This is a genomic window from Arthrobacter sp. MYb229, from assembly GCF_002975405.1.
In the GTDB taxonomy this organism is placed as follows: domain Bacteria; phylum Actinomycetota; class Actinomycetes; order Actinomycetales; family Micrococcaceae; genus Glutamicibacter.
The window spans coordinates 1,200,737-1,222,166 of sequence record NZ_PCPS01000001.1 but is presented as its reverse complement, the minus strand read 5'-3'; the positions used below and the strand labels follow the sequence as shown (position 1 = coordinate 1,222,166).

The following is a 21,430-nucleotide window of genomic DNA, read 5'->3' as shown; positions in this document are numbered from 1 at the left end:
ACCTGTGTGTTCCAGGGGGTTCGGGAAAACCTGGTTGGCCGGCGCCGGGCTTTGCGGAAATGGTCTCTTCACTATCGGGTGGGCGAGTGCTATCTTTAACTTTGTAATGCAAAGTGCTTTCCACCGCGAACTACTTTGTGGATTGCGCGGACGGCTCGGCGAGGGAGAGGTAACGCCATGGACAACAAGAATGGGCATGAGGTGGATCCGGCCCGGATCCTGCAGGGCATCGAGGTCGACGCGCGGCAAACACGCGAGGCCCTGAGCCCGGATCAGCGCTTGCTCTTTTCGCTCTGGGGGACCGGGTGGGTTATCGCCTTCCTGGCGATCTTCTTCACGTTCGCACCGCTCGGCGCACCGTTGCTGCCCAGGTTGCTCGGGGTCGGTATCGCGGTGATCGCCTTCGTGCTTGCCATCGTATTCTCGGCCGTTCACTCGGCCAAGCGCGCGGTGGGCACCAAGGGTCCTTCGATGGTCGAAGGCGCGATCTACGGAAATACCTTCACCCTGGGCATGATCTTCGCCGGACTGCTCGGGTGGCGCCTGCATGCCTCGGGGCTCGACGCCATGGGCTTGCTGGCCTTCTCGCTGGCGGCCCTGTGCCTGGTGGTCGGTGTGCTGGTGGTCGCCGGATCGCTGATCTGGAATGATCGGACCCAATTGATCTTCGGCGCGTGGATTCTTCTCGTCGGGCTCATCTCGCTGGCGGTGCCAGCCCCCTATAACCTCTTGGCCGGTGTGCTCGGCGGACTTGGGCTGATCGCCCTGGGGCTGCTGCATGGAGCTCGGCCCGCATTGGTTTCGGGCGAGGTGGTTCGCGGTGGGCATGCAAGAGCTTGACCCGGTGATCCATGCGCAGGCAAGACTGCGCACCATCACCGTGCTCGATGCCCTGCGCGCAGGCGACAGCATGTCCTTTCCCAAACTCCAGGGGCTGCTGGGAATGACCTCGGGGAACTTGGCGACGCACCTGCGCAAGTTGGAGGACAGCCAGTACGTGAGCGTGGAGAAGATCCTCGAGGGGCGATCGCCGGTCACCTACATTGCGCTCACGAGCAAGGGCCGCGCGGCCTTCGAAAACTACAAGCAGCAGCTTCGTGCACTGCTGGCAACAACGCCTTAGCGGAACTGTCAGCCAACGCCAAGGTTCCGGACAGTTCGCACTAGGCCTTGGCAGGTAGCGTCGGAAAAGTAAGTTGTTCGATCAATTGATAGGAGAACATCCAATGGGTTTGGGCGATAAGTTCAAAAACAAGGCGCAGGAAGCCTCCGGCAAGGTCAAAGAGTCCGTAGGCGACGCAACCAACAATGAGAACCTGCAAGCTGAAGGTGTCAAAGACCAGGCAGCTGCCAAGGCCAAGCAGGCTGGCGAAGCAGTGAAGGACGCCGCCAAGGATGTCCGCGACGATCTGAACAAGTAAACGATTTTTGGCCAACGGCACTCATCGATTATTCGATGGGTGCCGTTGGCGCGTCCGGGGTCCAATGCGATTGCGGCGGCGTTGCTAGCGAGCCGCTGCGGCCTCGCGAAGGGCCCTGGCCACCGGCAGCGAGCTGTCTTCTTCCTCGGCCAGCAGCCGAGCGATGCGCGAGGCGTTGGCGGCGTAGTGGTCCGTGGACAGCGTCTGATCTATGGCGGAAGCCAGCCGGTCGACGCTCAGATCCTTGTACTTCACCGGCTCCACGCCCGCGCCTAGCGCGTGTACCCGGGCGGCCCAGAAGGGCTGGTCGGTGAAAATTGGCACCGCGATCGTGGGGACTCCGGCGCGCAAGCCTGCGGCCGTCGTGCCTGCCCCGGCATGGTGGATCACCGCGGCCATCTGCGGGAACAGCCACTGGTGCGGGGCAGCTCCGATCCCGAGAATGCCCGGCTCGCTGATTTCTGGGGCACCCTGCAAGATCGCCCGCCGGCCGCTGCGACGCGCCACGTCGAGCATGAACTCCGGATCCAGCGCCTCGGTACTGCCGAAGCCGATGAAGATCGGAGCCGGGCCCTCGGCGAGGAAGTCGGCCAGCGCGGAAGGTGGCGTCCAAGCTTCATCGCTTGCCGGCCACCAATACCCGCAGTTGCTCAAGCCCGAGCGCCAGTCCGCGGGGCGCGGGACGATCGATGAGCTGAAGCCATGCAATACCGGGGCGTTGGCACGCCTGCGTTGGCGTTCGCCGGAGGCCCGGGTGCGTTTGGGCAGTCCGAGGGCGGCGCGGATCCGTGCCACCGGGGCGTCGTACGGTGCTTTGCCGGAGCCGATGAGGGAACCCAAGGCCTTGTTTCCCAGGGCGCCGAAGCTGCGTGCGGTGCCTAGGACCATCGGCGCATAGGCCGTACTGGGCTCGTTGGGCTGTAGATGAGCGCCGATCACCGGGATGCCGAAGGCTTCGGCGACATCATAGGCGTAGGGGGCGACCGAATTTGCGATGATCACATCCGCGCCCTGTTCGGCCGCTTCGAGCGTGCCGGTGGCCGCCGAGTCGAAATAGGCCCCGAGCTCGCGCATATACCAGGACAATTGGCTGGCGCTCGGTTTGGCCCCCGGGGCGGCGGGGCTGACTAGCGCACTCATGTCGCCGGGCAACTCGTGATAGTCGCATCCGGCCGAGGTGATCAGCGGCGCATGCACGGCGTTGGCGGCAATGGACACCGCAAAGCCGTGCTCCTGCAGTTTTTTGCCCAGCCCGGCCATCGGAGCCACGTCGCCCCGAGTGCCTGGGGTCACCATGAGTACACGCATTTTTCTCCCTCGATACTTAATTGCGATCATCGTTCGCAATTAAGTATATAGTCAAATGGAAGCAAGGGATTACACCAGCCAAGGCGCAATTGGGAGGAACACCGTAGTGAAGCAAAAGCAACCGGCCACCGTTGGGGCCTGCGCCCGGCGCAGCACCGGCCCGAAGCCCCAGCACTCGCGCGAAAAGATTGCCCAGGCGGCCGTGGAGCTGGCAGACCGGGAGGGGATCGGCGCGGTCTCCATCCGCGGGGTAGCCGCTGAAATAGGTTCGGGCGCGGCCTCGCTCTATCGCTATGTGGACTCCGTTGAGGAATTGGTGGATCTCATGATCGACCAGGTGAGTTCCGGCTATGAGCTCAATGGCCTGGACGGTAGCGCCAGCGAGCAGCTGCTCGCCCTGGCCAGGCAGGGGCGGAACATCATGCACCGGCATCCGTGGGTGGCGCCGCTGCTGCTGGCCAAGCGCGCGCTGGGGCCGCACACGCTGGCGTATCTGGAGCGCGGATTGGCGGCGCTGCAATTCACCGCGCTCACCGGGGCCGCAAAACTTCAAACCATCGCCATGCTGACCGCCATCACCTCGGCCTTCGTGCAGAACGAACAAGGCGAACCGGCGGGCGACGGCGACGGGAAGGGCGCAGCAGCACTGATCTGGGCCCTGGGGACGGGCAAGTACCCGCTGCTGGCCGAGTCGCTCGCCCAAGGTCCGGCGAGCGTGGATCAGGACCAAGTCTTCGCCACACTCGTCACCACTTACCTGCGCGGCGCAGGGCTGGACTGAGGCCACCTGGCGGGGCATCGGCCCGCTAGGTGTTGGCCATAGTCTGAAATCTTCTTTGCGGCGGTGACTTGGTGTGAAAGCATTGGCAGATCGTAGTTACCACGAAGACCGGGAGTTCATTATGGCTTCACCAGCCGAAGCGACCATGGCGCAGATCAACGAACTGATCAGCCTCGATACCACCAGCCGCGACAGCAACCTGCCACTGATCGACCTGGTGGTCGGCAAGCTCGACGCGGCCGGCATCAGCTCGCAGCTCATCCACAACGAAGATGGCAGCAAGGCGAACCTGCTGGCCACCATCCCGGCGGCCGACGGATCGCGTTCCGGAGGCATCGTGCTGTCCGGACACACCGACGTGGTCCCGGTCGACGGGCAGGACTGGTCCAGCGAACCATTCAGCGCCCAGGTCCGCGACGGCAAGCTCTACGGCCGGGGCACCTGCGATATGAAGGGTTTCATCGGCGTCATCCTGGCCAAGCTTCCCGAGCTGACGGCCGCGAAGCTAGCCGAGCCGATCCACCTGGCCTTGTCCTATGACGAGGAGGTCGGCTGCGTGGGTGCGGTCAGCCTGGTGGAGGAGATCACCCGCCAGGAACTCGCCCCGCGCGGAGCGATCGTGGGGGAGCCGAGCAGCATGCGCGCCATTCGCGGGCACAAGTCCATGAACGTTTTCCGAGTGGCGTTCAACGGCGTCGCGGCGCACTCCTCGCTGCCAGGCGAGGGCCTGAATGCGATCTCCTACGCGCTGCGCTTCGCCAGCTTCGTCGAAGAGGTCTCCAAGGAACTGCGCACCGACGGCCCGTCGGATGCCGCCTTCATCGAGCCGACCACCACCATGAACGTGAACCGCATCGACGGGGGCATCGCGGTGAACACGATCCCTTCGCTATGCGTGGTGCACTTTGAATTCCGTTCGCTGGCGGTCGTGGATCGCGCAGCGCTGATTCAGCGTTTCCGCGACTACGCAAGCGAGCTCGAAGCGCAGATGCAACAGGTCAACTCGGCAGGTTCGGTGGAGTTCGAGCAGATTGCCGGCGCCCCGGGACTGGAAACCGTCCAGGACGCCGAGATCGTTGGCCTCAGCGCCGCCTGCGGTGCGATCGCCACCGACGAAAAGGTCACCTACGGTACCGAAGCCGGCCTGTTCTCCGCCGCCGGAATCCCCACCGTCGTCTGCGGCCCGGGCGACATCGCGCAGGCGCACGCCCCGGATGAGTTCATCGAACTGCAGCAGCTCGTTGACTGCGAGAACTTCATTCTGCGTCTGGCCGAAGAGCTGTCCGCATGAGCACCAGCGAACAGATAGCTACCCCGCAGCAGCTGGCCGTAGCCCGCAAGGCGGTTATTTCCTCCTCCATTGGCGCCGCCCTTGAGTGGTTCGACATCATTGTCTACGCCACCTTCGCCACCACCATCGCCAAGCTGTTCTACCCGGAGTCCAATGCGAGCTTCGCGCTGATCCTGACCTTTGCGACCTTCGCCATCTCCTACCTCATCCGGCCGCTGGGCGGCATGGTGCTCGGCAGCTATGCGGACCGCAAGGGCCGGAAAAAGGCGCTGACGCTCACCTTGATGCTGATGATGGTCGGAACGCTGATCATGGCGGTGGCTCCCACCTATGCGATGGTCGGGGTCTGGGGTGCGCTGATCATCCTGCTCTCACGCATGATCCAGGGCTTCTCCGCCGGCGGCGAGTTCGGCACCGCCACTGCATTCCTGATCGAAAGCGCGCCGCACAAGAAGGCGTTCTACTCCTCGTGGCAGGTCGCCGCGCAGGGCGTCTCGATGCTTTTGGCTTCCGGATTCGGCTACGTGCTGACCACCCAGTTATCCCAGGAGTCCTTGGAAAGCTGGGGCTGGCGTGTGCCGTTCTTCGTAGGCCTGCTCATCGGTCCGGTGGGACTGTATATTCGTGCGCGCCTGGAAGAGACCGAGGAGTTCATCACCACCAAGAAGGTCAAGTCCCCGCTGGGAGAGTTGTTCAGCCAGCACTACGGGCGGCTCCTGGCCGGATCGGCGGCCATCGGCGTGGCCACGATCTCGGTGTACATGATCTTGTACATGCCGACCTTCGCGGTGACGAATCTGAATATCCCAGCCGATGCCGCGTTCCTCGGCGGAGTTGTCGCCGGCACCATCACGCTGATCAGCGTGCCATTGATCGGGCACCTCGCTGACCGGGTGGGTCCGGCAAAGGTCATGACCTGGGCTGCGGTCGGCGCGCTGGTGCTCGCCTGGCCGCTGTTCAAGCTGATGACAAGCAACCCGAGCATCCCGGTGATGATCCTGGTGATCGCCTTGCTTGGCGTGATCATGTCCTTCTACTTCGGACCGTTGCCAGCCTTGATTTCTTCGCTGTTCCCGGCAGCCATTCGCGGTTCGGGCATCTCGGTGACCTACAACGTCGGGGTGACCCTGCTCGGCGGAATCGCGCCGCTGGTGCTGACCTGGCTGCTCAGCGTGACCGGATCCTTGGACGCGCCGAGCCTGTACTACATGGCCATCGCCGTGGTTTCGTTGATCGGCCTGGCCTTCATTCGCTTGCGCTACAAGCTGCGCTAGCCCTCGGGCGCGGCCCCAAGCCAAACGGCTTCGATCTTCCCTTGTGGAAGATCGAAGCCGTTTTTCGTTGCGCGCCCCTAGCGGACTACCAGCAGCACCGCGGTCCAGTGGCAGAGGAAGGCCAAGACCGTGCAGGCATGGAATAGTTCATGGAATCCGAAGACCGTAGGGATCGGGTTCGGTCGCTTCATCGCGTAGAACACCGCACCCACGGTATAGAACAAGCCGCCAGCCAGAATGAGCAGCAGAACCGCAGGGCTCGCTGCCCAATAGGAGGGGATATCCATGACCGCACCCCAGCCGAGCAGGATATAGAGCGCTACGGAGAACCAGCGTGGTGCTGATGGCCAAAAGGTCTTCACCAGAACCCCGAGTACGGCGCCGGCCCAGATGATCGACAGCGTCAACGTGGCTTGCGGCCTCTCCAAGATCTGGATGGCAATCGGAGTATAGGTACCGGCGATCAGCAGGAAAATATTCGCGTGGTCGGCGCGCCGGAACCAGACCATGGTCTGCGGACTCCAATTGCCCCGGTGGTACATGGCCGATGTCGCGAACAGCGTAATCGAGGTGAGCACAAATACGGCGGTAGACCATTCCGCGGCCGCACCCTGAGCGAGAACCACCAAGAGCAAGCCCAAGATGATGACCAGCGGGGTGCTCCACGCATGAATGACACCGCGCCATCTGGTCCGTTCGGTTCCTGGGGTCGGCTCCCGACGTTTCCTCGGCGGGGTCGGCTCGTTGGCTTCGGAGAAGTTGCCTGTCATGCGGTTCCTTAGCTAGTCGAAGACGTGTGCCTAGTTGCTTGAAGTCTACGTGAGACCAGCAGCTTCGTTTTCCACACTATTGGGCATCAAATGCACCGATGACGTGTCTGTGAACGAAAGGTATTCGTCGTTCAAGGCGCTCAATTTCGGTTCTGCCTCCGGCCCTCGTGCCGGAGCGCTCTCGGGGAATTGGCGGGTTAAGCTACCTATGTGGTTGAAGATTCCGTCAAAGCTTGCTGTGGCCGATCAGCAAGCCCGATCACCTCTCAACCATCGTCATTCACTCGCGCAAATGGGAGAGGCAAATGCTGCGCCGTCTTCTAGCCGTGCTCGCGATTGGCTCGGTAGCTTCGGTCGACATTAATCATGTGGCGGCACTGAAGAATGCGTGGATTTCCGGAGGCCAGAAACTGCCCCAGCCGCAGCGGCAGACGTTAGCCAACGAACCGTTGAAACTGATGGCTTCCTCGGCGTCGGCAAATCGCCAAAAAGGCGCAAGAACGCGGCCGAGTGGATGCCGAAAAATAAATCCTTCCGGTGCCAATATGTGGCCACCCAGATCAGCGTGAAGAAAAAATACGCCTTGCCGGTAACCAAGGCCGAAAAGAATGCCATGAAAAAGGTCCTGAGAAGTTGCCGGAGCCAAAGGCTGCCAAGGTAAAGCCGATCAAGCCAACCGGTAAAAAAGTCGCTGCCATGCCGCAGATTCCGGAGAACATCAAGATCAGATACGCGGCGGGCAGCATTCACCCGGGATCGAAATGCAAGCATGCGGACACGGGCAAGAAGGGTAAGTCGAGAGCCGGAAAGGTCTAGACCTGCAAGGCATCTAGGCCGGACGCGCGACTACGCTGGCGGGTTTAGCGGCGGATGGCAAGGCAAGGGGCCCGGAAATCGATTAATGTCGATTTCCGGGCCCCTTGAGACCTTAAGCCCGAGGAGTAGGCGCCTCGGGAGCTGATCAAGCCCGTTTCTTGGTGATGAAGCCCCAGATGACCAGGACAAGGAGCGCACCGCCGATAGCGAGCAACCAGCTTGAAAGCGAGAAGAACTCGTTGACACCTTTGCCGAAGATGGCGCTGCCAATCCATCCGCCAACGAGCGCGCCGATCACGCCGAGGACCAAGGTTGCGATCCAGCCGCCGCCTTGCTTGCCTGGCAAAATTGCTTTTGCGATAGCTCCGGCAATCAATCCCAGAACTATCCATCCAATAAATCCCATGGTTCTCTCCAATGGTCTAACTATCAGAAGTGGTCGGGTTTGACCTACTTGGTGGTGACACTACCCGTCTTTGAGTAGGAGTTCCACGACCTTGGCAATTTTTTAAGAGAATTTTTGGAAAACTCTCAACCGCCGCATGAAGGTTTACGAGTATTCGCGGTGATCCGCGAGCTGACATGCATGGACTCTGTGGAGCTCGGATTCGAGGGATTTTTTCCTTGACACGCGAGGGTGGCGCTTCTAGTCTGTTTAAATCTGCTTTTATATCAAGCAAGGCCAATAAAAGCTGATATATGTTTCGCGCACGACGGAGTGAATAATGACATTGAACAACCTGCCCATCATCGTGATGGGCGTTTCAGGAAGCGGCAAATCCACCATTGGAGCCCTTCTCGCCGCTCACCTAGGGCAGGAATTCATCGATGGGGATGCGCTGCATCCGGAGGAAAATCGCGCCAAAATGGCCGCGGGAATTGCCCTCGAGGATGCAGACCGCACCCCATGGCTGCAGATCATCGGCAACACCTTGGCGTCGAGCCGTACGGCAGGCGCACCGGTGGTCATCGCTTGTTCTGCACTCAAGCGGGCTTATCGGGATCTGATTCGATCCCACGAACCGAGCACACTCTTTGTTCACCTCACCGGTGGCAAGGACTTGATTGGCGAACGCATGGCGGCGCGAGAACACGAGTTCATGCCGAGCTCCCTGTTGATCAGCCAGCTGGCTACGCTTGAAGAACCAGGCAGCGATGAGCATGTGCTCCTCGGGGATATTGCACACACTCCAGAGCAAATCGTCAATGATCTGCTCCAGCAGCTCCAACTCCAGCACTAGACCCGAAGCGCTAATAACCTCCATTGATCAAGGAAGACAATGACATCTGAGCTCGAAATGAACTGGACGCTGGGAACCCCAGGCCTCCTTGGAGTAGCCGTGGCGGCCGTCGCGTTGCTGCTGCTGCTCATTATCCGATTCCGCGTCCACGCCTTCGTGGCGCTGGTGCTGACCAGCCTACTTACGGCCGTTGCCGCCGGTATTCCGGCAGGTTCGATCATCTCCACGATGACCAGCGGCTTCGGAAGCACCTTGGCCAGCGTGGCCCTCCTCGTGGGTCTGGGTGCAATGCTCGGCCGGATGCTCGAAACCAGCGGTGGCGCCGAGGTGCTGACGAATTGGCTGATCGATAAATTCGGCGAGGACCGTGCGCCGCTGGCGCTCTCCGTCGCCTCGCTGCTGTTCGGCTTCCCGATCTTCTTCGACGCGGGCCTCGTGGTCATGCTGCCGATCATCTTCACCGTGGCTCGCCGCCTCGGCGGATCGCTGCTGTTCTACGGTATTCCCGCCGCGGCCGCATTCTCTGCCATGCACATCTTCGTACCCCCGCACCCGGGTCCGGTGGCAGCCTCCGGCCTGCTGGGCGCCAACGTGGGTCTTGTGCTGATCATGGGTCTGGTTGTTGCGATTCCCGCCTGGTACATTGCCGGGCACCTCTTCGCCAAGTTCGTCGGCCGCAAGTTCGACATCCCGGTTCCCGATATCTTGGGTGCCGCGTTGGGCAACGGCCAGGACAAGAACCACTTCAAATCCTCCCCATCGGTCGGAACCGTTTTCAGCTTGCTGCTGCTCCCGCTGGGCTTGATCTTCCTGAACACCGGGCTGAACATGCTCGGTTCCGCAGGCGTGGTTGATCCGGAAGCAACCTGGGTTCAATGGTTGCGGCTCCTGGGTGAAACTCCAGTCGCGCTGATCATCACCGTCTTGCTCGGGATGTACCTGCTGGGTTTCCGCAAGGGCAAGGACAAGACCCTGATCGAGACGATCGTCGATTCGGCGCTCGGCCCGGTATGCTCGATCATCTTGATCACCGGTGCCGGTGGCATGTTCGGTGGCGTCCTGCGCGCCAGCGGAATCGGCGACGCCATTGCGTCCTCGCTGGAGAATGTCGGACTGCCGCTGATCGTTGCGGCCTTCCTGATTGCCGCCGTCGTCCGCGTGGCGCAGGGCTCGGCAACCGTTGCCTTGACCACCGCGGCTGCTATCGTCCAGCCTGCGGTGCTGGCCGACGCCTCGCTCAGCGCGCTGCAGGTAGTGTTGATGGTCCTTGCGCTGGCGGCCGGCTCGGTCATTGCCAGCCACGTCAACGACTCGGGCTTCTGGCTGATCTCCCGCTTCTTCCAAATGGACGTTCCCACCACCTTGCGGGTGTGGACCGTGAGCCAGACCCTGATCTCGCTCGTCGGTTTCGCCGTGGTCATGGTGCTCTATGCGATTGCCAGCATGTTCGCCTAGCCTCTTGGATATGTGGCGACAGCTTGCCTCCCGGAATCTGTGGATTCCGGGAGGCAAGCTGTTTAAGAATGCCGGGTAGTAGGTCGCCTGTCATCGGGCAGCTAAGTCCACCGCAGCCGTTACTTGCCGACTTTCGAGTACAGGGCGCGCACCGCGGCCCGTACTCCGGTGCTCAAGGTCGGTTCGAGCACCGGTGCGAAAAACGGTGAGTGGTTCGCCGGTGGGGTTCCGGCGGCCAGAGTTTTGGCGTCGTTTCCACCGAAATACCAGAACACGCTTGGCACGCCGATCGCCGCGCCAAGGGCTCCGAAATCCTCGCTTCCCATCACCGCTTGGCCCGGCAGGACCCGTTCCGCGCCGAATTCGGCGTGGAATGCTTCGGTGAGCCTCGCGGTTTCCGCCGGATCGTTGTAGAGCGGCGGGAAGTGCGAGATGTCTTCGATCAGTGGTTCCGGGGCACCGGAGGCGCCGGCTTCCATGGTGATTATGCGCCGGATCGAGCCAAGGACCGTCTCGCGGACCTTCGGGTCGAAGGTGCGCACGTTGAGGGTGAAGATCGCCCGGTCCGGAATCACGTTTTCCTTCAACCCCGCATGGAATGAACCGACGGTCACCACTGCGGCGGACTGCGGGGCCACCTGCCGCGAGACAATCGTCTGCAAGCGCATCACCATCGCCGCGCCGAGCACGATGGGGTCGATGGAATGCTCGGGCATCGAACCGTGCGAACCCTGGCCATACACGGTGACCCGGAAGGAATCGGCGGTGGTCATCGCGGCGCCCTCCATGATGGTAATCGTTCCGGCCAGCCCGTTCATCACATGCTGCCCGTAGATCACCTCGGGCTTTGGGGCCTTGTCCCACAGGCCGTCGTCCACCATGGCCTTGGCTCCGGCGGCCGTTTCCTCACCGGGCTGCAGAATGAAAACGATGCTACCGGCCCAATGCTCCGTTCCCTGCGCGTAAAGCTCGGCGGTCTTGAGCGCGGTGGCCATGTGGGTGTCGTGCCCGCAGGCATGCATCACCGGAACTTCGGTTCCGTCCTCCAAAACCCCGCTGGCCCGGCTGGCATAATCCAAGCCGGTGTCCTCCAGGACGGGCAGCCCATCGGTGTCCGCGCGCAGCCCGATCACCGGCCCGGCCCCATTGCGCAGTACCCCCACCACCCCGGTGCCCCCGCAGCGGAATACCTCAAGCCCAAGCGCCTCCAAACGCGCCGCGAGGTACGCGGCGGTCTGCTGTTCCTGCATTGAAAGTTCGGGGCTGCCATGCAAATGCTTGTAGGTGTCGAGCAGATCGGCCGCCATGGCCTCGGTCATTTTCAGTGGCTGCGGGATGTTGCTCATCGGAGTTCCTGGTCCTTTGACAAGTAGGTGCGGCGGAACCACGCAGAACCGCCGCAGTGAATCGGCTCGTTGCTAATACACCGGACCCTCCGGCGGCACCTCGCCCTCGGAGTCTTCCGTGGACGGCAGGCTCTTGCGGTCGCGTAGCACCCAGGCCAGCACGGCCGTGGAGATCACGGCGATCGCGGTGGAGAACAGCGCCATCTTGGGGGAGAGCGGCGACAGTACGAAGACCACGATCAGCGAGACCACCAACGCGATCACCGCGGCGCGCGGGGACTTCTGGCTGACGATTGCCTGGATGAGAACCGCACCCATCACCGTGGGCAGGATGTAGACCTGGACGGTGTTCACGATATCGGCGGGAATCACGCTGACCAGCCAGGCGCCGAGCAGCCCGACGAAAATGAACAATGAGGTCAGGTGAACCGCGGCCGCACCACAGATGGCAGCGACCGAGGACAGCTCGCCCTTGCGGGTTCCGGGCCTCACCCCGATGGTCGACTGGGCGATCATGGCCGCGGGAAGCAGCTTATTGGAGATGTTGCCAATCATGAATGCCTGGTACATGGACGAGGCGCCGAGGATCGGGTAATAGGTCAGCGGTTCAACGACCCAGATCACGCCAAAAACCGCCGCTAGGGCGGCGAAGGCGGCGAGGACTCCGGCGAGTTCAATATCGAGCCCGGAGAAGAAGACCAGATAGGTTGGGGCCGCGAGGGAGAAAAAGAGGCCAATGATCATGGTGATCCGGCCCCAGCGCGAGGTGGTCTTGTCGAAGGTTCCGAGCGCCTCGTGGATTTCGGTGGAATTGCTCATGATGTGCTCCTTGAATCCGGTGTGGGCTAGGCACGCGTAGCGAGGTGCGTGATGGCCAATGACAAGATGATGGCGATGCCCAGTGCCCATTCTTTGATCCAGGGCCGGTCCACGCGTTTGGCGAGGAGCATCAGCAGGGTCATGATCACCGCCGAGGAACCGAAGGCGACCACATGGATCCAGGATTTGGGAAGCTCGCCGATGCCGAGCACCATAAAGGCGGCGACCATCGCGGCCCCCGGAACGATCATCATGATGGCGGGGTTGACCTTGCGCAGCGCCGAATCACCGCGTTTGAGCAGCGGGGTGAGCACCAGTGTGGCGATCATCCACATGGCACCGCCAAGGCTCATGGCCGCGAGCGCCAGACCGAAGACCGCTTGGGTATAGGTGGGGCCACCGAGTTCGGCGCCGGTGGAATTCACCGCGATGGCCGCGGCCGCGGTTTCATAGGATACCGATCCGATCAGCCCAATGCGGACCAGCACGGCCGGGGTTCCGAAGACCGTGAGCAAGGCGACCGCCACCATGACTACTGCCAGCGACGGGCCCAAAGCGGAGATGGCGCCTGCATTAAAGCTTCTCTTGATCTCCGCCTGGCTCATTCCTATATGAGGCGCCGCGATCTTGGCGGCCTTCATGTAGATGATGCTCTGGAGCACGATGACCAAGAAAACACCGACGGCGCAGGCCCAAAGCACCGGCGAATTGGCTACTGCGAGAATATCGGTGGAATTGTTGTCCACCACGGCTGGGAAGTACATCAGCGGTCTACCCTTCAGCGCATGGTTCACGGCGGAAAGCGAGCGCCGTGTTGAACCAGTTTCATGCCCGATGCACAACTCAGGCACTTCTCGTCGGGGAACCGTTATGCCCGGTAACTGCGCCCCAAGGTTTCCGTACGCGGCGGGGCTCGGGGGTGAATGAGGCTGGCCGAAGTGAGCCCCACCGGTGTCCGAGCGTGCTCCGGGATTCACCGGCCACGAGTGTTCGGAAGACTATGCAATTGTTCGTGGCCTGTCGCCGCGTGCCACTAACCATAATTGACTTACGTCACATCGAAAACAGTTTTTTCGGGTGTTCTGCCACAGCTCGCAAGCGCAGAATAAATCTCTGACCAGCGATTAAAGGTGTCGGGCTCACTCGGGGGCGGGTCGGGGTCCGTGGTCGCGCGGCGCTATTTTTTCGTATTCGGATCGACGAATACGCGCGGTGCGCCGTCCCACAGGCTGCAGATTTCGTTGTGCGTGCGGCGCATAATGCTTTCCATATTGCGCCTTGCGCCGAGCGCATCCAAATGGGAGATGCTTTCGGCAACCGACTGGTGCCAGGCCAGGGCCTCCTCATGCGGGCGTTCGGGCATCAGGCCCAGTTCGGTGCGTCCGCGCAGGATCGCGGCAATGGGGGTGGCCAGATTCGCGAACATTTCATTGCCCGAGGCGGCGAGCACCAGGCAATGAAAGCGAATATCCAGTTCGAGGAAGCGACGCAAATCGCCCTGGCGTCCGTAATGATTCATCTGGGCCGAGATCAGCAGAAGCTCTTTGCGCATCGCTTCGGGGGCAAACTCTGCGGCTAATTCTGCGGCCATCGGCTCCACCGAGATGCGCAGTTCGGTCAGCGAGCGCAGCTGGGCGCCGCGTTGCTCGCTCGCCAGGCGCCAGCGGATGACCTGAGTGTCGTAAGGATTCCACTCTTCGGGCCCCAGAACCCTGATGCCTACGCGTTTGGTGCTGGTGACTAGGCCGCACTGCGCTAGAACGCGCACCGCTTCACGGATCACGGAACGGGAAACCTGGAGCTTTGCCTCCAGCTCGGCGGCCAGGATGATCGATCCGCGCGGGATCTGCCCGTTGACGATTCGGGAGCCGAGGTGCTCAACCACATGAGCGTGCAGACTAGTTGCCATGGCGTCAGTTTAGCCAATATCTGCTGGTCAAGATGCGCTGGCACAGCCGAGGCGAAAAATAAATATGCTTTAAAAAGCGTTCAGGTCTGGGAATCGATGGGTGCGCACGCGTAGAATAGAACCCGTCACATGGCCGTGATGGAGGCCGTGAGTTCCCGGTTTCCAAAAAACGGTACAACTCCCCGGTAACTGATGGAGACTTATTTTTATGCCTGCACAGATTGGTGTCACAGGTCTGGCCGTGATGGGCGCGAACCTCGCCCGCAACTTCGCCCGCAACGGATACACTGTCGCCCTGCACAACCGCTCGGTCGCCAAGACCGATGCCCTGCTAGAGGCGCACGGCGATGAAGGTGACTTCATCCGCACCGAATCGCTCAAAGAGCTGGTCGCGAATCTCGAGACCCCGCGCCGCGTGCTGATCATGGTGAAGGCCGGCGGTCCGGTTGATTCGGTCATCGATCAGCTGGTGCCACTGCTCGAAGAGGGCGACATCGTCATCGACGCCGGCAACTCGCACTACACCGACACCCGCCGCCGCGAAGCGGCACTGACCGAAAAGGGTCTGCACTTCGTTGGCGTTGGCGTCTCCGGTGGCGAAGAGGGTGCACTGCTCGGCCCATCGATCATGCCAGGCGGGTCGGCCCAGTCCTACAAGGCTCTGGGCCCGATGCTCGAGAAGATTGCAGCCAAGGCCGACGATGGCGCTCCATGCTGTGCATGGATCTCCACCGACGGTGCCGGCCACTTCGTGAAGATGGTGCACAACGGCATCGAGTACGCCGACATGCAGGTCATCGGCGAAGCATACGACCTGATGCGCAATGCCGCTGGCATCGAGCCGGCGAAGCAGGCAGAGATCTTCGCCGACTGGAACAAGGGCGAGCTCTCCAGCTTCCTGATCGAGATCACCGCAGAGGTCCTCGGCCACACCGATGCCGCCACCGGCAAGCCACTGGTTGATGTCATCCAGGACTCGGCAGGCCAGAAGGGCACCGGTCGCTGGACCGTGCAGTCCGGCCTGGATATGGGTTCGCCGGTTTCGGCCATCGCCGAATCGGTCTTCGCCCGTTCGCTGTCCTCGCAGCGCGAGATCCGCGCGGTGGGCCAGGAAGTCCTGGCGGCCAACACCACCGAGGTCACCCTGCCGGAGAACTTCATCGAGGATGTGCGCCAGGCGCTGTTCGCCTCGAAGCTCGTCTCCTACGCACAAGGCCTGGACATGCTCACCTCGGCTGCCGGTGAGTACAACTGGGAACTGAAGATGGACGAGATCGCCGGGCTCTGGCGCGAAGGCTGCATCATTCGTGCCGCCCTGCTCAAGGACATCACCGCCGCCTACTCGGCAGATGAGAAGCCGGTCAACCTGCTCTTCGCTCCGGCCTTCGCCGAGGCAATCGCAAAGGCCGTGCCGGCTTGGCGCCGCGTGGTCTCGGTTGCAGTGCAGCTGGGTATCCCAGCGCCGCTGTTCTCCTCCTCGCTTGCCTACTACGATGGCCTGCGCCGCGACCGTTTGCCGGCAGCGCTGACCCAGGGGCTGCGCGACTACTTCGGCGCGCACACCTACCGACGCGTCGACAAGGAAGGCACCTTCCACACGCAGTGGAGCGGTGACCGCACCGAGGTCGAGGCAGTGGACACCCACTAGTCTTTACGCATCACGAGCACACCCGCAGATTCTTCTTAGAATCTGCGGGTGTGCTCGTTTAATCGGAGGTCAGTCGGCGAGCAGCAGTTCTGCCGTGGCCAGCAGCCGCACGGCCTCCTGGGGCGCTATGCGCACCAGGGCGAAAGATGCGACCACAAGGCCGGTAATCGCGGTGCTCAGCATGCCCGCGCGCTCCGCACTCGCCTCGGGCAGCGCGCTGGCCACGCCACGGAGTATCGCGGCCTGCAACTCGGCGCGGTATTCGCCGATGATGCGCGAAATCTTCGAGTCCTGGGCCAAAGGTGCGCTGGCGGTATTGATCAACAGGCAGCCATGCGCGGCGGGCAGGGATTCTGGGCGGGCAAAAACGGCGGCGAGCCCCTGCAGGTAGCCGGTGAGCGCCGAGTCCGGAACCTGGTCTGCGAGCAGCGGGAGCAGCCGAGGCCGCACGATTTCTTCGAGGTAGCTGACGACAGCCGCATCGAACAGGCCACGCTTGGAACCGAAGGAATTGTAGATACTCGAGCGGCTGAGTCCCGTGGCGGCTTCGAGCTCGGGCACTGAGGTAGCCTCGAAGCCCTTCGACCAGAAAACCGAGCGAGCATTTTCGATGACTTCCGCGCGGTCGAAAGCTAGTGTTCTTGCCATCACATACCTTTCCACTTTCGGTAACGACCATTCCAGTATATATTGAAATGGTCATTACAAAATAACTTGGGCCACTAAGCCCGTAGGGAGCCCTCCATCATGGTTATTATCGGACTCGTGCTTGGCGCGTTGGCAGCAATCATTCACGTCTACATCTTCTTGATGGAATCCGTGTGGTGGACCACCCCGCGAGCGCGCGCAATTTTTGGAACCAGCGAGGCGGAAGCGAAGGCCACCAAGGAACTGGCCTTCAATCAAGGCTTCTACAACCTGTTCCTCGGAATCGCGGTTTTGCTCGGTGTGGTGCTTTTCCTCATGGGCCAGCCGGTGATCGCAGCCACCTTGGTGCTCACCGGTGCCGGTTCCATGGTGCTTGCCGCCACGGTACTGCTGATCTCCAGTCCGGACAAGGCCTCCGCGGCGCTGAAGCAGGGAGTGCTGCCGCTCCTCGCGGTGATCTTCATGATCCTCGGTCTGGCCCTCTAGGTTATTTCCGTACCCGACAACCGCCCCCAGAAAGGTACTCATCAGGATGAGCGAATTTACCAGTACGCAGATCCAGCTAGCTAGCCGTCCCACCGGCTGGCCAACTGCCGAAAACTTCAACGTCACCACCAGCGCCTTCGGGCCGCTGCGTGCCGGCCAGGTGCGAGTACGCAACGAATTCCTATCCGTTGACCCATATATGCGCGGACGAATGAGCGACGCGCGTTCCTACGTTGCGCCCTACGGGATTGGCGAACGGATCACGGGAGGCGCGATCGGCCGCGTCGTCGAGTCCGCAGCCGAAGAGCTGCCGGTCGGAACGGTGGTGCTCCACCAGCACGGCTGGTCCGATACCGTCCAGGAAGAAGCCTCCAGCTTCAGCCAGGTTCCCGAGATTCCGGGCATGCCCCTGTCATTGCGCCTGCATATCCTTGGGATGACCGGGTTGACCGCCTATGTTGGCCTGACCGAGATTGCCTCGTTGAAGGCCGGGGAGACGGTCTTCATTTCCGGCGCCGCAGGTGCCGTGGGTACCGCGGCCGGACAGATCGCCAAGCTGCTCGGAGCCAAGCGGGTCATCGGTTCTGCCGGCAGCGCCGAGAAGGTCGAATTGCTCACCAGCAAGTACGGCTACGACGCGGCGTTCAACTACAAGGACGGCGATGTGCGCGGCCAGCTGGCCGCCGCCGCTCCCGAGGGAATCGACGTGTTCTTCGACAACGTCGGAGGCGAGCATCTCGAAGCGGCGCTAGCTTCCTTCAACGACGGTGGACGCGCCGCACTGTGCGGGGCGATCTCCGGATACAACACCACCGAAAAAGCCGCCGGCCCGGACAATATGGCCAACCTGATCACCCGCGGGCTCAAGCTGCAGGGCTTCACCCTCTCCAGCTACCTGCACCTGTCCGGAGAATTCGGGCAGCAAATGGGGGATTGGTTCGGCGCGGGCAAGATCGCCTACGACGAGACCATCGTCGACGGCATCGAGCACACCGTGGATGCGTTCCTGGACATGATGCGCGGCGCCAACACCGGCAAGATGCTGGTGCGGATCTAGCCGCCAGCACCATGAAGTGAGTGCCACTGGGCTCTGCAATGACTTTGCAGAGCCCAGTTGCGCTCCTGCTGTCTCCCGTCGCTGCCAGAGTGCATTGAGAATTTTGCCGACCAAGACCATGCGTGATTCGGTGAGCCAATCCGCGGGCCTGGGGATTCAACCATGCTTGGCGAGGCGAAATTCGCAGGCTTCGGAACTTGGCCGGTCACCGCTCGCCCCGATCGGTGCAAATTGCGGGCGTGCATAAAAACTCGATTCTCGCAGGCCACCTTGCGGTTCCCGGTGCGCATCGCAACGGAGGCCGCGGAAAGCCGAGAAAGTATCTGGCTCCTACCCCTAGGAGAGCGCCGGAGTGAAGCGTAGAGTAGAAATAGACCGACCGGTCTAATTTATGCAGTATTTCTTCAAGGGAGAAGAATCATGCGTGTGGCAAGGGACGATGTCGAAGTCAGGATGGAAATTCCCGGCGCGGTAATCCGTCAGCGCAAGGGATTCGGCGACGGGAGCGGATTCGAGTCCATCAGTGGTGAATACTTCACCCTCGCCGCGGGCGTGGACACCACCGCGTTGTTCGAGGGACTGGAAGGCGATCTGTGCCAATGCCCGCATTGGGGCTACGTGCTGCAAGGCCGGATCACCACGACGGATTCCCTGGGCGCTCAGGAAACGGTCGCCGCCCATGATCTCTTCTACTGGCCGTCGGGCCACAACGTGCGCGTCGATGCAGATGCCCAAATCGTCATGTTCAGTCCGGAGCAGCCGCACAGCGAGGTTATCGACCATATGATCAAGAAAGTCGGTGGCTAACCCCTCGTGGCCGCACCGTCTGCTCAAATGCACCATCCGACCAAGCAGCTCCTGCTCGATGCGGGGATGCCGATGCTGCTGAAACAGGGATACAACGATCTGGGAATCCAGGCACTGCTCGCGGCCACCGGCACCCCGAAGGGGTCCTTCTACCATCACTTCCGGGACAAGGAAGATTTTGCGCTCCAAGTCATCGGGCAGTACATGCGCGGGGTTCACGACGGTCTCGATACATGCCTGACCGATGAGCATCTTGCTCCGCTGGACCGGGTGCGGGCCTTCTTCGAGCTGACCCAGCAGAGCTACCGGGAGGAGGGCTATCTGGGCTGTCTCCTGGGAGGCCTGGGCCAGGAACTCTCTGGGGTCAGCGAGGTGTTCCGGCAAAAGATCGACGGATGCCTGACCCAGATCGCCGAACGGATCGCGGCCTGCCTTCAGCTGGCTATCGAACGCGGCGAGGTTGCGGCCGGGGCCGACCCCCGAATCATGGCCACCCTCTTGGTGGATTGCTGGGAAGGCGCCGCGTTGCGCAGCCGGCTTCGGGGAAATGCCCAGCCATTGAACGAGATGCTGGACTTCTACTTCACCTCGGCCGTCGGCCGCGGTACGCCGAATCCCTGAAATGAACAGCGCCTGAGCACCGTGCTCCAAGCCTCGCCGGTCTGATGGGCCCTGGCGGATCATGATCCGCATTTAATCGACCTGGCCAGCCACAAGAAGTGCCCACCGGGTTAGGATCGGATCATGTATGGATTGGATTCGACCTCCGGGCCGGTCGCGGGACTGCTGCTGCTCGCCCCGCTGCTCACCGTCCTGGTGGCCGCGGCGGGTGCTTTTGTGGCGCTCAGGGCCCTGCGCTTCCGGACTAAAATCAAAAGCGCCGAGCAATGGTGGGTGCGCGTGGAAAACGCCGTCAACCATTGCCTGGCCGACAGCACGGTTGAGCAGAATTTGGGCACCACCATGCTCGCGCACCTCCAGGGCCAGGGCGAGATGCCCGAGGGCCTGGACGAGGAGCAGCGCCGCGAATGGGAACGGCTGAGCAAATTGCGCTGGAAGGTGCAGCCCGAGGATCTGGCGATGATCCACGATATGGTCAAGGATCTGGCGCTGAGCAAATCGCGGCGCTTTAGCTCGATGGGAATACGCCTGAATCCGGAGCTGCGTCCCGAGCACGAGACCATGATGCGCCAAGCCCAGCTGGCGCTCCGGATCGACCAGAAACTGGGGCGCGACAGCGACCCGGAGATCCTGAAGATCTTCACCAGCGAATAACTATGGCCGAAGGCTCAGCTGCCGGGCATGGAATGCGAAATGCCGGCTGGGGTAGGCATAGATCTCGGCCAGCGTCATTGCCCGGGAGAAAAACGGATCCCAGCGCTCCGGGAAATTCGCCCGCCGCAAGAGCGCGGCGGGGCCCTCCCGATCCAGCTTCCGCTCCAGGGCATTGATGCTCAGCCGCAGCCGGCGCTCCATGCGCCGGTGGTTGAATACCAGCGCCGCCGCGCAGGAGCCGGCGTAGTTGACGGGATGAAACAGCGGGGTTGTGGCGTTCAGCAGCCGGGAGAATCCCGACTGAACGCCGGCGGGGCAGCGCACCAGGACGTGGACCAGCGGGATCAGCGCGCGGACTACCATGTAGCCGAAGACCATGTGGAAGAGCAGCTGCTCATTGCTCCAGCCGGTGCCGTTGCTGCTTCGGCGCAGGTCGGCCCGGCTAGCGGTGCGCAGCAAGCGCCGCAGGTTTTGCGCATCCTGCCGGTAGCCCCTAACGATCCGGGACTTATTCTCCTCCATCGCAGTTCACCTCACGCAAAGAACTCGAACTGGCGGGCAACCCACCGAACTTCATTGTAGGCCCGTGCGGATTCGCTCAGCGAAGCATGCGCAATTCGATCATTTGCGGCAGCCCTGGATCCGTCTTTTCGGCCCCGTCGAATGCGAATCCGTTGCGCCGATAAAACGCCGTGGCCCGTGGATTGCCCTGGGCCACCCACAGCACCGCCGGCTCGTCTCCCAGCGCCGCGTCCAAGAGCCCCTGCCCGATGCCGCTTCCATGGCATTGGGCCAGCAAGTACAGGCTGTACAGCTGCAGCCGGTCTTCGCCATCCAGTCCCGGCCCGGCGAGCGCGAAACCGACCAGTTCTCCTTGCGACTCGGCCACGACCCGGCGCAGCTTGGGGTTCTGGTCGGCGAGCAGGCGCCCCCAGAGGGTGCGCCGTGACTCCAGCTGCTCCGGGGTGAAGTAATCGGCCGGCAGCTGGTTGGCGTAGCTTTGCTTCCAGCAGCGGGTATGCAGCTGGGCAAGCGCCTCGACGTCCGCCGGTTCGGGGGCGCGCAGGGTGTAGTCCAT

At 62.1% G+C, this 21,430-nt stretch carries 25 protein-coding genes; 14 read left to right on the top strand and 11 right to left on the bottom strand.

From position 1 onward, the window contains the following. Window positions 1-177 precede the first annotated feature (177 nt). From CQ019_RS05780 to CQ019_RS05770, 3 genes are all read left to right on the top strand, one after another. Window positions 178-840, top strand: coding sequence for a hypothetical protein (locus tag CQ019_RS05780; protein ID WP_096287001.1), 663 nt, complete (start codon window positions 178-180; stop codon window positions 838-840). Continuing rightward, a complete protein-coding gene (locus CQ019_RS05775) occupies window positions 827-1,123 on the top strand; it encodes a transcriptional regulator (RefSeq protein ID WP_096287053.1) in 297 nt (98 codons plus the stop codon). Before CQ019_RS05780 ends, CQ019_RS05775 begins: the two co-directional genes overlap by 14 nt. 103 nt (window positions 1,124-1,226) lie before the next feature. Continuing rightward, window positions 1,227-1,421, top strand: a complete 195-nt coding sequence (locus CQ019_RS05770) for a CsbD family protein (RefSeq protein ID WP_096286999.1) — start codon at window positions 1,227-1,229, stop codon at window positions 1,419-1,421. An 84-nt stretch (window positions 1,422-1,505) separates the two neighbouring features. Here the strand turns inward: CQ019_RS05770 and CQ019_RS05765 are convergent, their stop codons facing one another. Continuing rightward, on the bottom strand, window positions 1,506-2,729 hold the full coding sequence (locus CQ019_RS05765; RefSeq protein ID WP_105569123.1) for a glycosyltransferase: 1,224 nt from the start codon (window positions 2,727-2,729) through the stop codon (window positions 1,506-1,508). 106 nt (window positions 2,730-2,835) lie between these two features. Between CQ019_RS05765 and CQ019_RS05760 the strand changes: the two genes are divergently transcribed. The 3 genes from CQ019_RS05760 to CQ019_RS05750 all read left to right on the top strand — a co-directional run bounded on the left by CQ019_RS05760 (window position 2,836) and on the right by CQ019_RS05750 (window position 6,075). Further along, window positions 2,836-3,510, top strand: a complete 675-nt coding sequence (locus CQ019_RS05760) for a TetR/AcrR family transcriptional regulator (RefSeq protein ID WP_181148256.1) — start codon at window positions 2,836-2,838, stop codon at window positions 3,508-3,510. 121 nt (window positions 3,511-3,631) lie between these two features. After that, the gene (gene argE, locus CQ019_RS05755) at window positions 3,632-4,801 is read left to right on the top strand and encodes an acetylornithine deacetylase (RefSeq protein WP_181148255.1); all 1,170 of its coding nucleotides are present in this window, start codon (window positions 3,632-3,634) and stop codon (window positions 4,799-4,801) included. Beyond that, window positions 4,798-6,075 carry an MFS transporter gene (locus tag CQ019_RS05750; RefSeq protein WP_096286993.1) on the top strand — a complete coding sequence of 426 codons (1,278 nt, stop codon included), beginning with the start codon at window positions 4,798-4,800 and terminating at the stop codon, window positions 6,073-6,075. Before argE ends, CQ019_RS05750 begins: the two co-directional genes overlap by 4 nt. A 77-nt stretch (window positions 6,076-6,152) precedes the next feature. Here CQ019_RS05750 and CQ019_RS05745 read toward each other — a convergent pair whose 3' ends face one another. The 3 genes from CQ019_RS05745 to CQ019_RS05735 all read right to left on the bottom strand — a co-directional run bounded on the left by CQ019_RS05745 (window position 6,153) and on the right by CQ019_RS05735 (window position 8,067). Further along, window positions 6,153-6,845, bottom strand: a complete 693-nt coding sequence (locus tag CQ019_RS05745) for a hemolysin III family protein (RefSeq protein ID WP_096286990.1) — start codon at window positions 6,843-6,845, stop codon at window positions 6,153-6,155. 360 nt (window positions 6,846-7,205) lie between these two features. Then, on the bottom strand, window positions 7,206-7,460 hold the full coding sequence (locus CQ019_RS18450; protein WP_141393552.1) for a hypothetical protein: 255 nt from the start codon (window positions 7,458-7,460) through the stop codon (window positions 7,206-7,208). Between the two features lie 346 nt (window positions 7,461-7,806). Further along, window positions 7,807-8,067, bottom strand: coding sequence for a GlsB/YeaQ/YmgE family stress response membrane protein (locus CQ019_RS05735; RefSeq protein WP_096286986.1), 261 nt, complete (start codon window positions 8,065-8,067; stop codon window positions 7,807-7,809). A gap of 319 nt (window positions 8,068-8,386) precedes the next feature. Here CQ019_RS05735 and CQ019_RS05730 point away from each other — a divergent pair, with 319 nt between their 5' ends. Both CQ019_RS05730 and CQ019_RS05725 read left to right on the top strand, forming a co-directional pair. Beyond that, window positions 8,387-8,902, top strand: coding sequence for a gluconokinase (locus CQ019_RS05730; RefSeq protein ID WP_217990385.1), 516 nt, complete (start codon window positions 8,387-8,389; stop codon window positions 8,900-8,902). A 39-nt stretch (window positions 8,903-8,941) separates the two neighbouring features. Beyond that, on the top strand, window positions 8,942-10,357 hold the full coding sequence (locus CQ019_RS05725) for a GntP family permease (RefSeq protein ID WP_096286984.1): 1,416 nt from the start codon (window positions 8,942-8,944) through the stop codon (window positions 10,355-10,357). A 119-nt stretch (window positions 10,358-10,476) separates the two neighbouring features. Here the strand turns inward: CQ019_RS05725 and CQ019_RS05720 are convergent, their stop codons facing one another. The 4 genes from CQ019_RS05720 to CQ019_RS05705 form a co-directional block, all read right to left on the bottom strand. Next, a complete protein-coding gene (locus CQ019_RS05720; protein WP_105569122.1) occupies window positions 10,477-11,703 on the bottom strand; it encodes an amidohydrolase in 1,227 nt (408 codons plus the stop codon). A 72-nt stretch (window positions 11,704-11,775) separates the two neighbouring features. Continuing rightward, complete coding sequence (locus CQ019_RS05715; RefSeq protein ID WP_105569121.1) at window positions 11,776-12,522, bottom strand: hypothetical protein; 747 nt, start codon at window positions 12,520-12,522, stop codon at window positions 11,776-11,778. A gap of 26 nt (window positions 12,523-12,548) precedes the next feature. Further along, a complete protein-coding gene (locus tag CQ019_RS05710) occupies window positions 12,549-13,286 on the bottom strand; it encodes a DUF5058 family protein (protein ID WP_105569281.1) in 738 nt (245 codons plus the stop codon). A gap of 413 nt (window positions 13,287-13,699) precedes the next feature. Beyond that, the gene (locus CQ019_RS05705) at window positions 13,700-14,431 is read right to left on the bottom strand and encodes a FadR/GntR family transcriptional regulator (protein WP_105569120.1); all 732 of its coding nucleotides are present in this window, start codon (window positions 14,429-14,431) and stop codon (window positions 13,700-13,702) included. A 208-nt stretch (window positions 14,432-14,639) separates the two neighbouring features. Here CQ019_RS05705 and gndA point away from each other — a divergent pair, with 208 nt between their 5' ends. Then, window positions 14,640-16,079, top strand: coding sequence for an NADP-dependent phosphogluconate dehydrogenase (gene gndA / locus CQ019_RS05700; protein ID WP_105569119.1), 1,440 nt, complete (start codon window positions 14,640-14,642; stop codon window positions 16,077-16,079). Between the two features lie 69 nt (window positions 16,080-16,148). On the opposite strand, the gene CQ019_RS05695 is transcribed toward gndA, so the two are convergent. Then, window positions 16,149-16,727, bottom strand: coding sequence for a TetR/AcrR family transcriptional regulator (locus tag CQ019_RS05695; RefSeq protein WP_105569118.1), 579 nt, complete (start codon window positions 16,725-16,727; stop codon window positions 16,149-16,151). A 99-nt stretch (window positions 16,728-16,826) separates the two neighbouring features. Here CQ019_RS05695 and CQ019_RS05690 point away from each other — a divergent pair, with 99 nt between their 5' ends. From CQ019_RS05690 to CQ019_RS05670, 5 genes are all read left to right on the top strand, one after another. After that, window positions 16,827-17,213: a DUF1304 domain-containing protein gene (locus tag CQ019_RS05690; RefSeq protein ID WP_105569117.1), complete on the top strand. Its 387-nt coding sequence runs from the start codon at window positions 16,827-16,829 to the stop codon at window positions 17,211-17,213. Between the two features lie 46 nt (window positions 17,214-17,259). Continuing rightward, on the top strand, window positions 17,260-18,270 hold the full coding sequence (locus CQ019_RS05685; protein ID WP_105569116.1) for an NADP-dependent oxidoreductase: 1,011 nt from the start codon (window positions 17,260-17,262) through the stop codon (window positions 18,268-18,270). Window positions 18,271-18,696: 426 nt separating this feature from the next. Then, window positions 18,697-19,077, top strand: coding sequence for a hypothetical protein (locus tag CQ019_RS05680; protein ID WP_219844238.1), 381 nt, complete (start codon window positions 18,697-18,699; stop codon window positions 19,075-19,077). A 27-nt stretch (window positions 19,078-19,104) separates the two neighbouring features. Further along, window positions 19,105-19,698, top strand: a complete 594-nt coding sequence (locus CQ019_RS05675) for a TetR/AcrR family transcriptional regulator (protein ID WP_105569115.1) — start codon at window positions 19,105-19,107, stop codon at window positions 19,696-19,698. 123 nt (window positions 19,699-19,821) lie between these two features. Then, a complete protein-coding gene (locus CQ019_RS05670; RefSeq protein WP_096286964.1) occupies window positions 19,822-20,352 on the top strand; it encodes a hypothetical protein in 531 nt (176 codons plus the stop codon). Here CQ019_RS05670 and CQ019_RS05665 read toward each other — a convergent pair whose 3' ends face one another. Then, on the bottom strand, window positions 20,353-20,874 hold the full coding sequence (locus tag CQ019_RS05665) for a maleylpyruvate isomerase (protein WP_105569114.1): 522 nt from the start codon (window positions 20,872-20,874) through the stop codon (window positions 20,353-20,355). Between the two features lie 76 nt (window positions 20,875-20,950). Beyond that, complete coding sequence (locus CQ019_RS05660; RefSeq protein WP_105569113.1) at window positions 20,951-21,430, bottom strand: GNAT family N-acetyltransferase; 480 nt, start codon at window positions 21,428-21,430, stop codon at window positions 20,951-20,953.